Here is a 15,629-nt window from a genome sequence, read left to right on the forward strand (position 1 = left end):
AGTTGTCATGGCCTATCGGTCCTTGCGGGACTTCATCGCCAAGCTGGAAGCCGCCGGCGAACTGGTCCGCGTCAGCGAGCCCGTCTCGTCCGTCCTGGAGATGACGGAAATCCAGCGCCGCCTGCTGGCGACCGGCGGCCCCGCCGTCCTGTTCGAGAACGTCATACGGGCCGACGGTCAGCCCTCCGACATGCCCTGCCTGGTCAACCTGTTCGGTACGGTCAAGCGGGTGGCCATGGGCGTCACCCTTGAGGGCCGCGAGCGGACCACTGCAGCCGACCTGCGTGAGGTTGGCGAACTCCTGGCCTTCCTGCGGGCGCCCGAACCGCCCCGGGGCCTGAAGGACGCCTGGGACATGCTGCCCCTGGCCAAGACGGTCATGGCCATGCGGCCAGCGACGGTGAAGAAGGCGCCGGTACAGGAAGTGGTCCTGACCGGCGACCAGATCGACCTGACCAAGCTGCCTATCCAGACCTGCTGGCCCGGCGAGCCCGCCCCCCTGATCACCTGGCCCCTCGTGGTCACCAAAGGGCCGTCCGACAAGCGGGAGGACAACTACAATCTCGGCATTTACCGCATGCAGGTCCTGGACAAGAACCGGACCGTCATGCGCTGGCTGGCTCACCGGGGCGGCGCCCAGCACCATCAGCGCTGGAAGGCTTCCGGCGCCCGCGAGCCCCTGCCCGCCTGCGCCGTCATTGGCGCCGATCCCGGAACCATTCTGGCGGCGGTGACGCCTGTTCCCGACACCCTGTCGGAATACCAGTTCGCCGGTCTGATGCGCGGGTCCAAGGTGGATCTGGTCGCCGCCAAGACCGTCCCCCTGATGGTGCCGGCCGAGGCCGAGATCGTCATCGAGGGCCATGTCATGCTCGATGACTATGCCGATGAGGGCCCCTATGGCGACCACACCGGCTATTACAATTCGGTCGAGAAGTTCCCGATCTTCCAGGTTTCCGCCATCACCATGCGGAAGAACCCGATCTATCTGACGACCTTCACCGGTCGGCCGCCGGATGAGCCCTCCGTGCTGGGCGAGGCGTTGAACGAGGTCTTCATTCCCCTTCTGCGCCAGCAGTTCCCCGAAATCATAGACTTCTGGCTGCCGCCCGAGGGGTGCTCCTACCGGATCGCCGTGGTCTCCATGAAGAAGGCCTATCCGGGCCACGCCAAGCGGGTGATGATGGGCGTCTGGAGCTATCTGCGCCAGTTCATGTACACCAAGTGGGTGATCGTTGTGGACGACGACATCAACGCCCGGGACTGGAAGGACGTCATGTGGGCCCTGTCCACCCGGATGGACCCGGCCAGGGACGTGACCCTGATCGAGAACACCCCGATCGACTATCTGGACTTCGCCTCACCGGAGTCCGGCCTGGGGTCCAAGATCGGTCTGGACGCCACCAACAAATGGCCGCCGGAAACCCACCGCGAGTGGGGCCAAAAGCTGGGCATGGATCAGGCGACCATTGATCTGGTGAGCGAGAAGTGGTCGCGGCTTGGCCTTCCTGGCGACGGGACCCCCGTCGACTGACCCCTTGCCTCCGCCTGTTTTTTCAGCGCAACTGCTGATGGTTTTTGGCTGACTGGAGAGCACATTGGACGCCGCCGCCGGACACGCCGCCGCCTTGTGGGCCGGCCTTCACCTTCTGCTCGTCCTCGTCCTGTCCATTCAGGTGGTGCAGCAGAGGCGCAAACATAAGGTCCTGATCGGCGACGAAGGCATTCCGGAAATGGTCCAGGCCGTGCGCGCCTTTGGCAATGCGTCCGAGTATGCGCCCCTCGCCCTTGCGGGCCTGGCCATCCTGGCGGTGGCCCAGGCCTCGTCCATCGTGATCCATATCGCCGGCTTCACCCTGCTGGCCGGTCGGATCCTGCATGCCCTGGGCCTGTCCCGGTCGGGCGGCGCATCTTTCCCGCGGACCATCGGCATGATCCTGACCTGGGTCTCCTACCTGTTCCTGATCGTCGCCCTGCTGTTCTACGCCCTGCCATAGCTTGCCCCCGGACGCAGGCGCGGCCATATGGCGGGTATGGATGAGAACCTTTTATCTGATGTGGTCGCCGCCGCCCTGCGCGCCGGGGCCGACGCCGCCGAAGCCGTGGGCTCTGAACGTCAGGCCCTGGGGATCAACGTACGACTGGGCAAGCTGGAAGAGGTCGAGCGCGAGGAATCCCGCGACCTGAGCCTTCGGGTGTTTGTGGGCGGCCAGCACGCCACCGTGTCCGGCTCGGACATGTCCCCCGCCGCCCGGGCCAAGCTGGTGGAGCGGGCTGTAGCCATGGCCCGTTTGGCGCCGGAAGATCCCTATGCAGGCCTGGCTGACGCCAGCCTCCACGCAAAGGGACCCTATCCCGACCTCGATCTTTTCGACCCCTCGGAGCCCTCGCCAGACTCCCTCGAAGAGGTTGCTCGGGCCGCCGAGGACGCCGCCCGCGCCATGCCGCAGATCACCAATTCCGAGGGCGGCTCGGCCATGGCCTCGAAGTCGGAATGGCGGCTGGTCACGTCCAACGGCTTTTCCGGCCATCACAAGGCTTCGGGCTTCTCCATCGGCGCCTCCGTGGTCGCCGGAGACGGCGAAGTCATGGAAGGCGGCTATGATGGACGCTCGGTCCGCTGGCGCTCTGACCTGCCCTCCCCCGAGTCCATTGGCCGCGAAGCCGGACGTCGGGCCGCAGCCCGACTGGGCGCCCGCAAGATCGACTCGACCACAGCGGCGGTCATTTTCGAGAACCGCCTGGCCACCTCACTGATGAGCCCCCTGCTCGGCGCCATCAGCGGACCCTCCATCGCCCGGGGCACCTCCTTCCTGAAGGACAAACTGGGTCAGCAGATCTTCAGCAAGGGCGTCACCATCACGGACGACCCGCACAGGGTCCGCGGCCTGGGCTCATCCCCCTTCGACGATGAAGGGGTGGCCAACCGCCTGTGGAAGCTGATCGATGACGGCGTCCTGACAACTTGGCTGCTGAACACCTCATCGGCGCGGCAGCTGGGCCTGACCACCACCGGCCACGCCTCCCGCGGATCCGCGGGACCTGCAGGGGTTGGAACCTCGAACCTGACCCTCCTGCCCGGCGACCGGGATCAGGCCGGCCTGATGGCCGACGCCGGATCAGGGGTGCTGGTCACCTCCATGTTCGGGCCTTCCCTCAACGGCAATACCGGCGACTGGTCGGTGGGCTGTGCGGGCTATTGGTTCGAGAAGGGCGAGTTGGCCTATCCGGTGACCGAGATCACCGTGGCGGGCAATCTGATCGACATCTTCGCCCGCCTGGTTCCCGGCTCGGACCTGGAATTCCGCGGTTCGGCCAATGCACCGTCAATCCTGGTGGACGGCCTGGCCATAGCCGGAAAGTGAGCCTGACCGCCGATCTGGACCTGATTGTCGACGCCGCCCGGGAAGCCGGCGCCCTGGCCCTGCGCCTGCGCGGCGCCGGGCTGGATGTCGAGTACAAGCCCGGCAATTCGCCCGTGACCAATGCCGACCTGGCGGCCGACGCCCTGCTGACCGAGCGACTGAGGTCTGCCCGACCAGACTATGGCTGGCTGTCGGAGGAAACCGCGGACAATACCGACCGCCTGGACAAGACCCGCCTATTCGTGGTCGACCCCATCGACGGCACCCGCGCCTTTGTGAAGGGTCGCCCCTGGTGGTCGGTCTGCATCGCCGTCGTGGAAGCCGGCCGGCCCGTGGCGGCCGTGGTCTTTGCGCCGGACCTTGACGAGACTTTTACGGCACGGACGGGAGGCGGCGCCCACCTGAACGGCAAGGTCATCCAAGCCAGCCAGACCGATCGGGTCGAGGGCTGCGGCATGGTCGGCGATGAGGTCATGTTCAAACACCCGGCCTGGCCGACCCCCTGGCCGCCAATGCGCATCGAGCCTCGCAACTCAACCGCCTATCGCATGTGCCTGGTGGCCAATGGCGCCTTTGACGCGACCATCGCCATGGGTCCCAAGAGCGATTGGGATATCGCTGCGGCCGATCTGATCGCCACCGAGGCCATGGCCCATTGCAGCGATCACCAGGGTCAGCCTTTCGCCTATAACCGTCCAAATCCACAACAACGCAGCATGGTCTGCGCTGCGCCGCGTCTGGCGCCCTTGATCCTGGAGCGGGTCTCGCCTATCGCCTTGCGCAACAGCGTTCCCTAAGGAAAACCTCACCCATGCCCGACAGCCAGCTTCTGCATCTCGTGATCGGCGGCGAATTGGAGGATGTTGAAGGCGTCAAGTTCCGCGATCTGAACAAGATCGACCTGGTCGGCGCCTACCCCAGCCACGACGCCGCCCTCGCCGCCTGGCGCGCCAAGGCCCAGTCCACGGTCGACAACGCCCTGATGCGCTATTTCATCATCCACGCCCACAAGCTGCTGGATCCGAAGACCGACGGTCACTAGGCGGAGCTATTCGCGCTTCAGGATCCCGTCAGTAAGCAGCCGACCCCACATCTGCGAGCGGAAGTCGGCCTTGATGGCGGCTTCGTCATAGTCGGGGCTGTCGACCCATTCGAGGAAGGTCTGACCCCGGGGTTCGCCCTGGTCGAGATAACGCTCGAAGGTGTAATCGAGGACCCCGGTCTTGCCTGCCTTCACATGCAGGTATTTCAGCGACAGCTGTTCCAGGGCCTCACGGATGGGCAGGCCCTTTCGGAAGTGCATGTAGAAGACGCTCATGATGCCGGCCCGGTCCGCCCCGGATTTGCAGTGCATCAGGGCCGGATATTCCAGGCTTTCGAACAGGGCCTTGGCGCCATGGACCCGGGCCCGGCTGGGCACTTCCCGCGAGGTGATGGTGAAGTCGACCAGGGTCAGGCCCAGACGCTCGCAGGCGTCCTTTTCCAGGGCATGGAAGCTGGCGTCAAAGCCGCCGCGCAGGTTGACGATGGTCTTGATCCCCTGGGCCTTCCACTGCTCAAGCTGGAAGGGCCAGGGCTGATTGGTGCGGACCAGTTCGTCGGACACCCAGTGGGCGTTGCGGAATCTCAGGCGCAGATAGGCGTGATCCTTCCAGAGATAGTCCAGATAGGTCCGAAATCGGCCTTGCTTTGTGGTTAGGTCAAAATCGGCCAAGGGGAGCTCCGGCTGGGATGGCCTTCCTGATTAAGGGCTTCGGCCCTCAAACGGAAGCATTCAACGCGGTTGTCCCTATCGCCCATCTTGACTTCGAAGCCCTGACAGCCGACCCCAGCATGATGACACCTACCGCCCCAGAGCCTGCCGAAACATCGGCCCGCGCCCTGATAGGACGGATTGCGCGGGTCTACATGGCGCCAAGGGCCATGGCCTGGTCTGGCGCCATGGTGGCCGCCATCATTGTCGCAGCCCTGAGCGCCAAACTGATCCAGATCCTGGAGCCAGCGATCAATGACCTGATCGTCAATCACAAGCCCGGCGCCCTGATGGTGATTCCCGTCACCATCGCCGCCCTGGCCCTGGGACGGGGTCTGGCCCAGGTGATCCAGGCCTCCCTGGTCAACGAGATCGGGAATGCCGTGGTCGGCCAGGTCCAGGTCCAGCTGTTCGGGCGACTGGTGCGGGCTGACCTGGCCCGCCTGCGGACCCAGCACTCGGGTGAGTATGTCTCATCTGTCCTCTATGACGCCGGCCTGATCCGTGAGGCGGCGACCTCGGGCGTGATCAACTATACCCAGCACCTGCTGACCGTGATCGGCGCCGTGACGGTCATGGTGGCCAATGACCTCTACCTGTCCCTGACCCTGCTGGTGGCGGCGCCCCTGGCCACAGGGATCATGCGCCGCTTCGCCAAGCGGACCTCCAAGGCCGCCAAGGGCGCCATGGCCGAGACCTCTGCCCTTTCCACCGCCATCATGGAAAGCCTGGACGGCGTAAGGGTGGTGAAGATCGAGAACCGCGAAGCCTTTGAAGAGGCCCGGGTCGCTGAGGTGGTCAAACGACGTCAGGCCCACCTGGTCCAGGGCGCCAATGCCCGGGCGAGGGCGGCGCCGGCCACCGAAACCCTCATGACCCTGATCACGGCGGCGGTCATCGCCTATGCCGGTTGGCGGTCCCAGTCGGGGGGCATGAATGTGGGGGCCTTCGTCGCTTTCATCGGCGCCCTGGGCCTGGCCTCCCAGTCCCTGAGGCAGCTGGCCAATCTGCAGACCGTATTCGCCGAAGGCCTGTCGGCGGCGCGGCGCCTGTTCAGGGCCCTAGATATCGAGCCGGAAATCCGCGACCGAGCCGATGCAAAGTCCCTGGCCCTCGGACAGGCCACCATCGCCTTCGAGGACGTGGGCTTCGCCTATGGAGATGGCCCCTCAGTCCTCGACGGCGTCAGCCTCACAGTCAGCCGGGGCGAGACCGTGGCCCTGGTCGGGCCCTCCGGCGGCGGCAAGACCACCCTGCTCAACCTCATTCCCCGGTTCTATGACGTGACCCGGGGCAAGGTCAGCGTAGACGGAACCGATGTCCGGGATGTGACCCTGGCCTCGCTTCGCAACCAGATCGCCCTGGTGACCCAGGAGCCCTTCCTGTTCGACGACTCCATCCGCGCCAATATCGCCTATGCCAGACCCGAGGCGACCGCAGCCGAGATCGAGGCGGCGGCGACTGCGGCGGCGGCTCATGACTTCATCCTGGCCCTGCCCGGCGGCTATGACACCCTGGTGGGCGAAGCGGGCGCCCGCCTTTCCGGCGGCCAGAGGCAGAGGATCGCCATTGCCCGGGCCTTCCTGAAAAATGCCCCCATCCTGTTGCTGGATGAGGCGACCAGCGCCCTCGACACCGAGAGCGAAGCCCAGGTCCAGGCGGCCCTGGCGCGACTGATGGCCGGGCGAACCACAATCCTGATCGCCCACCGGCTCTCCACGGTCCGCAGCGCCGACCGCATCCACGTGATCGATCAGGGCCGGATTGTCGAGACGGGAACCCATGGCGAGCTGATCGCCCGGCAGGGGCTCTACGCACGGCTGGCCCAGTCCCAGGATCTGGAGCCAGTGGCGGAGGCCCGCCCATGAAGAAGGCCCTGCGCAACCCGACTGTTCAGGCCATTCTGGGCTGGGTGCTGGCCACCTATATCGCCCTGATCCGCCGCACGGTCCGCTGGCGGCACGAGGACCTGGACAAGGTCCTGCCCTATGTCGACTCCGATGTCGGCGTGATCAACCTGGTCTGGCACAGCCGCATTCCGATCTGGGGGTTCCTGGCTGAGCTCTGGGCCCGCAAACCCAAGAAGCAGTGCCTGGTTTCGCCCTCCGCGGACGGGGAGTTCCTGGCCCTGGCGCTCGTGCGCATGGGCTTTCCTTCCATCCGCATGTCTTCAGCCAAAAAAGGCGACGCGACCAAAGCGCGTCAGGCCGTGGCAGGCTTCCGCGAGGCCATGAAGGCCGTGGATGACGGCGCGGTCCTGCTGGTCACCCCTGACGGGCCACGCGGACCCAATGAGGTCATGGCCCTGGGCGCCCTGCAGATCGCCAAACGCACCGGCGCGCCGGTCTTCCTGACCGGTATCGCCGTCTCGCCTCACATACTGCTGAACACCTGGGACAAGGTCATGCTGGGGGCGCCGTTCGGCCGTGGCGTCATCACCTGGGACGGGCCCTACTACATCCCGGCCGACGCCGATGAGGCGGCGATCGCCCGACTGGGTGAAGACTGGTCGAAGGCCCTCAGCGCAGTGGCCCGCAAGGCCGAAGCCCTTTCCGCCCAGGCGCCCGGAAGGGCCAGCTGATGTCCGACGACGCCCATCACGATCACGGCGGTCATCATGACCATGATCACCATGACCACAGCCATCATCATCATGGCCATAGCCAAGCCCCCAAGGACTTCGGCCTCTCCTTCGCAGTCGGAGTCGGGCTGAACACAGGATTTGTGCTGATCGAGGTGCTGGTGGGCCTCAGCACCCACTCCCTGGCCCTGCTGGCGGACGCCGGCCACAATCTCTCTGATGTCATGGCCCTGCTGGTGGCCTGGGGCGCGGCCATCATGGCCCGACGCCCTCCGAGCGCCCGGCGCACCTATGGCCTGCGCAAGGGGACCATACTGGCCTCCCTGGCCAATGCGGTCCTGCTGCTGATCGCCGTGGGCGTCATTGCGTCTGAGTCTGCACGAAGGCTGATGGATCCCACAGCCATCGACACCCTGCCGGTCATGATCACCGCCGGCATTGGCGTCATCATCAATACGGCGACGGCCCTGATGTTCCTGCGGGGACAGGAGGACCTGAACATCCGCGGCGCCTTCCTGCACATGGCGACCGATGCAGCGGTGTCCCTGGCTGTGGTTGTCGGCGCGGGTGTGATGATGGCGACAGGCGGCTTTATCTGGCTGGATCCGGCCCTCAGCCTGGTCATTGCCGGTGTCATCGTGATCGGGACCTGGGGACTGCTCCGCGACTCCGCAGACCTGGCCATGGATGCTGCGCCGAAGAGCATTGATGTGGCCGCTGTCCGCGCCTGGCTCGCCGCCCGTCCCGGGGTGACCAATGTCCATGATCTGCACATCTGGGCCATGAGCACCACCGAGACCGCCCTGACGGTCCATCTCACCCGGCCCGACAACACCGACTCCGACGCCTTCCTCCATGAGGCCTGCGAAGGCCTGGCCGACCGGTTCCATATCGGCCATTGCACCCTGCAGATCGAGACCGGCGATGCGGCCCTGTGCCGCCTGTCGCCGGCGGAAATGGTCTAGGGGTGTGGTTGGGGCTTTATAGGGTCGTCACCGGCCTGCTGGAGCCCATGGTTCCCACCCTGCTGCGTGGCCGCGCCAAGCGCGGGAAGGAAGACCCGGTCCGGATCGGCGAGCGGTTCGGCTGCCCGACCCTGACGCGGCCCGACGGCAAGCTCGTCTGGCTGCACGGGGTGAGCGTCGGCGAAAGCCAGTCCCTGCTGCCCCTGGTTTCAGCCCTCAAGGCGACAAGGCCGGACCTGAACATCCTGGTCACTTCGGGAACCCGGACTTCGGCCGAACTTCTGGCCAGGCGGTTGCCGCAGGGCGTCCTCTACCAGTACGTGCCGGTCGACGCGCCCGGGGCCGTGAAGCGGTTCCTTGACCACTGGAAGCCTGCCGCCGGTATTCTGGTGGAAAGTGAGCTCTGGCCCAACCTGATCCTTGGCGCCCAGGCCCGAGGCGTGAAGCTGGTGCTGGCATCCGCCCGGATGACCGCGAAAAGCGCAAAGGGCTGGGGTCGGTGGCCCTCCGCAGCCAGCCGACTGCTGGGCGCCTTCAGTGCGATCCTGCCCCAGGACCCCGAGACCGCCGACAGGCTCGCAGCACTTGGGGCGGACATCGGTCCCTTCGCAAACCTCAAGCGGGTGGGCGAGGCCCTGACCTGTGATCCGGACGAGCTCAAAGCCCTCAAGGCTGCTGGCGGGGACCGGCTGGTCATTCTGGCCTCTAACACCCACCCCGGCGAGGAGTCCCTTATCGCCCGGGCGGCGCGGGATCCCGGCGCCCTTCTGGTGGTGGCGCCACGCCACCCAGAGCGCGGCGCTGAAGTGGCGGGCGCCCTTGCCGATCTGGGCCTGAAGGTCTGCCGCCGGTCCACAGGGGAAACCCTGACCGCGGCCCACGAGGTCTATCTGGCCGACACCCTTGGCGAGATGGGCCTGCTCTACGCCTGGGCCGACATCGCCGTCATGGGCGGCAGCCTCGTTCCCGGAATTGGCGGGCACAACCCTCTCGAACCCGCCCGTCTGGGCGTACCGGTCGTCACGGGTCCCCATGTCTTCAATGCCGCCGACCTCTACGGCGAAATGCTCGACGCTGTGGCGGCGATAGAGGCCAGGGATGAGACTGACCTTGCCCGTCACCTGAAAGGCCTGTCCAGCAATCCGCAGATCCGTCGGCAGATGTCGGACGCGGCCCTGGCCTATGCGGCGCGGCAGGGGTCAGCCCTTGAAACGGTTACGGCCACTGTCCTTCCCCTGGTGGACGCATGAAGCTGCCCACGCCGAAGTGGTGGTATGTGCGATCCGGCGCCCCTGCCCCGGTCACCCGCGCCCTGCTGACCCCCATCAGCTGGATCTGGGCCTGGACGACCGCCCGGCGGATCGCCCGCACGATCCCGATCGATCCCGGAGCGCCGGTCATCTGCGTCGGCAATCTGACCGCCGGAGGCACCGGCAAGACCCCCGTGGTGCGCGAGTTGCTGACCTTGCTGAGAGCCCGCGGCGTCGCGGCCCATGGTTTGTCCAGGGGCTATGGCGGCGCGGAGAAAGGGCCCTTGCAGGTCGACCTGTCTCGCCACACCGCTGCCGATGTTGGTGATGAGCCCCTGATGATGGCGGCTGATGGCCCCATGTGGATCTCCGCTGACCGGGTTGCAGGCGCCAAGGCGGCTGTGGCGGCCGGCGCCAGGGTCCTGGTCATGGACGACGGCCACCAGAATCCGACTCTGCAGAAGGCCCTTTCCCTCGTCGTCGTGGATGGCGAGACCCGGGACGGCGAGTGGCCCCTGGGCGATGGATCGGTGTTTCCCGCCGGGCCCCTGCGGGAGCCCCTGGCCACAGGCCTTGCCCGGGCGGACGCCGTGGTCCTGGTCCTGCCGCAGGACCTGCCCTCCCCCGATCCCGAACTTCTCGCCATGTTTCAGGGCAAGCCGGTGCTGGTGGTCAGGATCACCCCGGTCGAGCCACCGCCGCCCGGACCGCAATTGGGCTTTGCCGGCATAGGCAAACCCTGGAAGTTCGAACGCGCCCTGAAGGCCGCAGGCTGCGACCTGGTCGAATTCGCCAACTTCCCCGACCACGCCGACTATTCCGAAGACATGCTGACGCGCCTTTCCGATATGGCCGCGCACCGCGGGGCCGGTCTGATCACGACGGAAAAGGACTGGGTCCGCCTGCCGCCAGCCTGGCGGGAACGGATCAGGGCCTGGCCGATCCGCGCGAGCTTTGAAGCCCCCGCGGATCTGGAAACACTCCTGTCCGGTCTGGGCCTCTAGGCGCCGGCCCTCTGGGCGTAGTGCCAGGCCGACTGGGCCAGCAGGGGAACCCGTTCAGCCATGGCCGCCGCCTGCGGGCTGTTGGCCGTGCCGTCACGCACCCGACCGACAATGCCCTGGCAGATGCCTGCCAACCGGAACATGTTGTACGAGAAGAACCAGTCCAGATCCCGGAGGCCGGGACGGTTGGTGCGCTGGCAATAGATCTCCACGGCCTCTTCGAGCGTCGGCAGTCCATGGGCCTTGATGTCGGGCAGGGTGGAAATCGACCCGTTCACCCAGTTCATGAGCAGATAGGTGAAGTCGGCAAGGGGTTCGCCGAGGGTTCCCAGCTCCCAGTCCAGAACTGCGGCCACCCTGGGTTCGGTGGGATGGAGGACCATATTGTCCAGGCGATAGTCGCCGTGAACGACGCTGGTGCGCTCCTGCTCCGGCAGGGACTTCGGCAGGAAATCGATCAACCGCTCCATCTCTTCCAGGTGGACGGTTTCCGAGGCCTTGTACTGCTTGGTCCAGCGATCGACCTGACGGCCCATATAGTTGCCGGGCTTGCCATAGTCGCCCAGGCCAATGGCTTCGTGGTCTGTGTTGTGCAGGTCAGCCAGGGTTTCGATCTTGGCCTTGAAGATCGCAAACCGCTCCTGGGGCTCATAGGCCGGCAGGGACTGATCCCAGAGGATGCGGCCTTCCACCATGTCCATGATGTAGAACCAGGTGCCGATGACGGCGTCATCCGTGCAGAGCCCATAGGACCGCGCCACCGGGAAGCCGGTGGGATAGAGGGCGGTGATGACCTTGTATTCGCGATCGACGGCGTGGGCCGAGGGCAGCAGCTTGCCGGGCGGCTTGCGCCGCATGACATATTTCCTGGATGGGGTGATCAGCTGATAGGTCGGGTTGGACTGGCCGCCCTTGAACTGGCGGACTTCCAGCGGCCCCTCAAAGCCTTCCACATTGGCCTGCATCCAGGCGGCCAGTGCGGACTCATCGAAACGGTGGCTTTCGGCGACGTCCTTGGTGCCCGAATTGGCGGCTTCGCGTTCCTGCTCGGCTGTATCGGCCATGACGGGCTCCCTGGTTCTTACAAGTGTTTGAACCACCATACCGACCCGGAGAGGGATGCTGCAAGACCTCTAGGTCGAGATCACCGGCCCAGGGCGCGCCAGCCAATGTCGGTGCGATGGAATCCGCCTGGCCAGTCGATCTTCGCCACAGCGGCGTAGGCCTTGGCCCTGGCCTCTTCAAAGCTGGCCCCGTGGGCGCAGACATTGAGCACCCGACCGCCTGAGGCCCGCAGGGTTCCGTCGGGGTCTCTGCGGGTTCCGGCATGGAAGACCACGACATTTGCGCCGAAATCCTGCTCAGCGCCGCGGATCTCGGATCCGGTCTGCGGTGCGTCCGGATAGCCCCGGGCGGCCAGGACGACGCAAACTGCGGCTTGATCGGACCATTCGGGGTCCGGCAATTGGTCCAGGGTCCCGGTGGCGCAGGCCATGAGGTAGGGAACCAGATCACTCTTCAGCCGCAGCATCAGGACCTGACATTCGGGGTCGCCGAACCGGGCGTTGAACTCGACCAGCTTGGGGCCATCCCGGGTTGCCATTAGCTCGACAAAGAGCACGCCGCGATAGGGCGCGCCCTCTGAGGCTATGCCGGCGAAGGCGGGTTCGGCCAACCGGGTCCGCGTCTGATCCACCAGGGCCGGCGTGAAGACCGGGGCGGGGGAATAGGTGCCCATACCGCCGGTATTGGGGCCCCGCTCGCCGTCATAGGCGCGCTTGTGGTCCTGGGCCGAGCCGAAGAGCCTGGAGGTCCTGCCATCGCAGAGGGCGAAGAGCGAGCCGATCTCGCCCTCCAGAAATTCCTCGATGACGACCCGTGCTCCCGCGCCGCCGAACCGGCCGCCAATGGCGTCATCGATTGCCGCCTCGGCTGCCGCGAGGTCCTGGGCGATCACAACCCCCTTGCCCGCCGCCAGGCCGTCAGCCTTGACCACATAGGGAGCATTGAAGGCCGAAAGGCCCGCCTTTGCCTGGGCCGAATCTTCGAAGACGGCGTAGGCCGAGGTGGGCAGACCATGACGATCGCAGAAGGCCTTGGTGAAGGCCTTGGAGCTCTCCAGTCGCCCCGCCGCCGCAACTGGGCCGAAACAGGGTATGCCGGCATCAGCCAGGGCGTCCGCCAGCCCGGCCTCCACGGAGACTTCAGGACCGATCACGACCAGATCAGCCGCCATGTCCTGCGCCAGGGCGACCAGGGCCGGAACATCTGTCGGACTGATCGCCCGGAGTTCGCCAAGATTGCCCATGCCGGGATTTCCCGGCGCCATGACCAGGGTCCGCACCAGGGGCGAGGCCTTGATCTTCCAGGCCAGGGCGTGCTCGCGGCCACCAGATCCGACAAGAAGTATGTTCATAGCCGGGCTTTGACCTGCCGGGCGGCCAAGGTCAACCGACCCGATCTTCTAAGCGTCCAGATCCAGGGAATAGCCCGCTGACCGGACGGTGCGGATCGGATCAACATCGCCTTCCCTGCGGTTCAGCGCCTTGCGCAGACGTCCGACGTGCACGTCGACCGTCCGCGCCTCCACATAGACCTCCCGTCCCCAGACCGCATCCAGCAACTGCTCCCGGGAGAAGACCCGGCCGGGATGCTGCATGAAGTGGTCGAGCAGGCGGAATTCGGTGGGGCCAAGGTGGATTTCCTCACCGGACCGGCGCACCCGGTGCGCGACCCGGTCAATGATCAGGTCGCCCCTGTGGACCCTGTCCTCGGAGAGGCCTGGCCGGATGCGGCGCATGACAGCGCGAATCCGCGCTGACAGTTCGGACATGGCGAAAGGCTTGATCACATAGTCGTCAGCCCCTGTGTCGAGGCCGCGAATGCGGTCGGTTTCTTCTCCCCGAGCCGTCAGCATGATGATCGGCATGTTCCGGGTTTCCGTACGCTGACGAAGTCGCCGACAAACCTCGATCCCGGAAATCTTGGGCAGCATCCAGTCCAGAATGACCAGGTCAGGCGCCTGTTCCGCAACCTGGGTCAGGGCGTCTTCACCATCTGAGGCAAGGGCGACCTCGTATCCATCCTTCTCCAGATTGTACTGGAGAAGTGTGGAAAGTGCGTCTTCGTCTTCGACAACCAGAATTCGCGGCGCCATGGGGTTTGCCATTCTTCCTAGGAGGTCAGGCCGTCGGTCTTGGGACGGGCCGCACCGATCATTTCATCGCCGGTGATCTCGTAGTGGATGATCTCGGCGATATTGGTGGCGTGATCGCCGATCCGCTCCATGTTCTTGGCGACGAACAGCAGGTGGGCGCAGGCGGTAATGGTCCGCGGATCGCCCATCATGTAGGTCAGCAGTTCCCGGAAGAGGCTGTTATAGTGCTCATCCACTTCATCGTCCCGCGACCACACCTGCATGGCGCGATCAAGGTTCGAGGCGGTGTAGGCATCCAGGACATCCTTCAGACGGCCTGTAACCAGCCGGCCCATGCGTTCGATGGACCGGGTCAGGGCTGCCATGGGTTCGGCTTCGGCCAGGACCATTGTGCGCTTGGCGATGTTCTTGGCCAGGTCGCCACAGCGTTCAAGATTATTGGCGATCTTCATGGCCGCTACGGTGCGGCGCAGGTCATTGGCCATGGGCTGGCGCAGGGCGATCAGACGAATGGCCTTGCGCTCGATATCGGCCTGCAGGATGTCCAGCCGTTCATCGCGACCGACGACCTGTTCGGCGAGCGCCTGGTCGCGCTTGATGACGGCTTCGAGGCTGTCGGCCACCTGGGCCTCGGTCAGGCCGCCCATCCTGGCGCATTCGGCGGTCAGGGCGTTGAGTTCGTCCTCGTAGGACTTGACGATATGCTCGTTCATGGGTGCGTCCTTAGCCGAACCGGCCGGTGATATAGTCCTGGGTGCGGTTGTCCCGGGGATTGGTGAAGATGTCGCCGGTGTCGCCAGCTTCCACCAGCTTGCCCATGTGGAAGAAGGCGGTCCTCTGCGAGACCCGGGCGGCCTGGGCCATGGAGTGGGTGACGATCACGATGCAGTACTGGTTGCGGAGTTCGTCGATCAGCTCTTCGATCCGGGCCGTGGCGATCGGATCGAGGGCCGAACAGGGCTCGTCCATCAGAATGACTTCAGGGCTGACGGCGATGGCCCGGGCGATGACCAGGCGCTGCTGTTGCCCCCCGGACAGACCCGTGCCCGGCTGCTGCAGGCGGTCTGCGACTTCGGCCCACAGGCCGGCCCGCTTCAGCGACTTTTCGACAATGGCGTCCAGCTCAGCCTTGGTGGTGGCGATGCCGTGAATGCGCGGACCATAGGCGACGTTCTCGTAGATGGTCTTCGGGAAGGGGTTGGGCTTCTGGAAAACCATGCCCACCCGGGCGCGGAGGACCACGGGGTCAATGCCGCGGTCATTCACATCCTCGCCGTCCAGCTCGATCCGGCCTTCCACCCGGGCGCCGGGAATGGTGTCATTCATGCGGTTGATACACCGCAGGAAGGTGGACTTGCCGCAGCCTGAAGGGCCGATCAGGGCGGTGACCGACTTCTCCGCCACATCGAGGGAAACGTCGAACAGGGCCTGCTTGGCGCCATAGAACACATTGATGTCCCGGGCGCGGATCTTGATCGGATCGCCGACCGTCGTCGCCCCTGCACCCTGGGTCAGGCCGTCGTCGCGTTGAAGGGTCATGTGATGTCTCATGGG

At 65.6% G+C, this 15,629-nt stretch carries 16 protein-coding genes; 10 read left to right on the top strand and 6 right to left on the bottom strand.

The window, feature by feature from the left end; genetic code table 11:
- Nucleotides 1-7 precede the first annotated feature (7 nt).
- The 5 genes from CFE28_15040 to CFE28_15060 all read left to right on the top strand — a co-directional run bounded on the left by CFE28_15040 (nt 8) and on the right by CFE28_15060 (nt 4,407).
- The gene (locus CFE28_15040) at nt 8-1,534 is read left to right on the top strand and encodes a hypothetical protein (GenBank protein OYU71196.1); all 1,527 of its coding nucleotides are present in this window, start codon (nt 8-10) and stop codon (nt 1,532-1,534) included.
- A gap of 64 nt (nt 1,535-1,598) precedes the next feature.
- Nucleotides 1,599-1,997, top strand: a complete 399-nt coding sequence (locus CFE28_15045; protein OYU71197.1) for a glutathione S-transferase — start codon at nt 1,599-1,601, stop codon at nt 1,995-1,997.
- A 36-nt stretch (nt 1,998-2,033) separates the two neighbouring features.
- Nucleotides 2,034-3,365 carry a modulator protein gene (locus tag CFE28_15050; protein ID OYU71738.1) on the top strand — a complete coding sequence of 444 codons (1,332 nt, stop codon included), beginning with the start codon at nt 2,034-2,036 and terminating at the stop codon, nt 3,363-3,365.
- Nucleotides 3,366-3,367: 2 nt separating this feature from the next.
- Nucleotides 3,368-4,162 (top strand): 3'(2'),5'-bisphosphate nucleotidase CysQ, encoded by a 795-nt coding sequence (locus CFE28_15055; GenBank protein OYU71739.1) that lies wholly within the window; start codon nt 3,368-3,370, stop codon nt 4,160-4,162.
- 14 nt (nt 4,163-4,176) lie between these two features.
- On the top strand, nt 4,177-4,407 hold the full coding sequence (locus tag CFE28_15060) for an inositol monophosphatase (protein OYU71198.1): 231 nt from the start codon (nt 4,177-4,179) through the stop codon (nt 4,405-4,407).
- Nucleotides 4,408-4,413: 6 nt separating this feature from the next.
- Here the strand turns inward: CFE28_15060 and CFE28_15065 are convergent, their stop codons facing one another.
- Nucleotides 4,414-5,079: a protein tyrosine phosphatase gene (locus CFE28_15065; GenBank protein ID OYU71199.1), complete on the bottom strand. Its 666-nt coding sequence runs from the start codon at nt 5,077-5,079 to the stop codon at nt 4,414-4,416.
- Nucleotides 5,080-5,201: 122 nt separating this feature from the next.
- Here CFE28_15065 and CFE28_15070 point away from each other — a divergent pair, with 122 nt between their 5' ends.
- The 5 genes from CFE28_15070 to lpxK are packed head-to-tail and all read left to right on the top strand — an operon-like array spanning nt 5,202 to nt 10,918.
- The gene (locus CFE28_15070) at nt 5,202-6,986 is read left to right on the top strand and encodes a multidrug ABC transporter permease (protein ID OYU71740.1); all 1,785 of its coding nucleotides are present in this window, start codon (nt 5,202-5,204) and stop codon (nt 6,984-6,986) included.
- Nucleotides 6,983-7,699, top strand: a complete 717-nt coding sequence (locus CFE28_15075) for a hypothetical protein (protein ID OYU71200.1) — start codon at nt 6,983-6,985, stop codon at nt 7,697-7,699. The genes CFE28_15070 and CFE28_15075 overlap by 4 nt, the downstream gene beginning before the upstream one ends.
- Nucleotides 7,699-8,664, top strand: coding sequence for a cation transporter (locus tag CFE28_15080; protein ID OYU71201.1), 966 nt, complete (start codon nt 7,699-7,701; stop codon nt 8,662-8,664). Before CFE28_15075 ends, CFE28_15080 begins: the two co-directional genes overlap by 1 nt.
- A 47-nt stretch (nt 8,665-8,711) precedes the next feature.
- The gene (locus CFE28_15085) at nt 8,712-9,914 is read left to right on the top strand and encodes a 3-deoxy-D-manno-octulosonic acid transferase (protein ID OYU71741.1); all 1,203 of its coding nucleotides are present in this window, start codon (nt 8,712-8,714) and stop codon (nt 9,912-9,914) included.
- Nucleotides 9,911-10,918, top strand: coding sequence for a tetraacyldisaccharide 4'-kinase (gene lpxK, locus CFE28_15090; GenBank protein OYU71202.1), 1,008 nt, complete (start codon nt 9,911-9,913; stop codon nt 10,916-10,918). Before CFE28_15085 ends, lpxK begins: the two co-directional genes overlap by 4 nt.
- Here lpxK and CFE28_15095 read toward each other — a convergent pair.
- The 5 genes from CFE28_15095 to CFE28_15115 form a co-directional block, all read right to left on the bottom strand.
- Nucleotides 10,915-11,982, bottom strand: coding sequence for a phosphotransferase family protein (locus CFE28_15095; GenBank protein ID OYU71203.1), 1,068 nt, complete (start codon nt 11,980-11,982; stop codon nt 10,915-10,917). The two genes, lpxK and CFE28_15095, sit on opposite strands and share 4 nt — an antisense overlap.
- Before the next feature lie 80 nt (nt 11,983-12,062).
- The gene (locus CFE28_15100; protein ID OYU71204.1) at nt 12,063-13,334 is read right to left on the bottom strand and encodes a phosphoribosylamine--glycine ligase; all 1,272 of its coding nucleotides are present in this window, start codon (nt 13,332-13,334) and stop codon (nt 12,063-12,065) included.
- Between the two features lie 48 nt (nt 13,335-13,382).
- Nucleotides 13,383-14,075 carry a phosphate regulon transcriptional regulatory protein PhoB gene (gene phoB / locus CFE28_15105; protein OYU71205.1) on the bottom strand — a complete coding sequence of 231 codons (693 nt, stop codon included), beginning with the start codon at nt 14,073-14,075 and terminating at the stop codon, nt 13,383-13,385.
- A gap of 17 nt (nt 14,076-14,092) precedes the next feature.
- Nucleotides 14,093-14,788 (bottom strand): phosphate transport system regulatory protein PhoU, encoded by a 696-nt coding sequence (gene phoU, locus CFE28_15110; protein OYU71206.1) that lies wholly within the window; start codon nt 14,786-14,788, stop codon nt 14,093-14,095.
- Between the two features lie 10 nt (nt 14,789-14,798).
- A complete protein-coding gene (locus tag CFE28_15115) occupies nt 14,799-15,626 on the bottom strand; it encodes a phosphate ABC transporter ATP-binding protein (protein OYU71207.1) in 828 nt (275 codons plus the stop codon).
- Nucleotides 15,627-15,629: the final 3 nt, after the last annotated feature.

This window comes from Alphaproteobacteria bacterium PA2 (assembly GCA_002256425.1).
Lineage (GTDB): Bacteria > Pseudomonadota > Alphaproteobacteria > Caulobacterales > Caulobacteraceae > Phenylobacterium.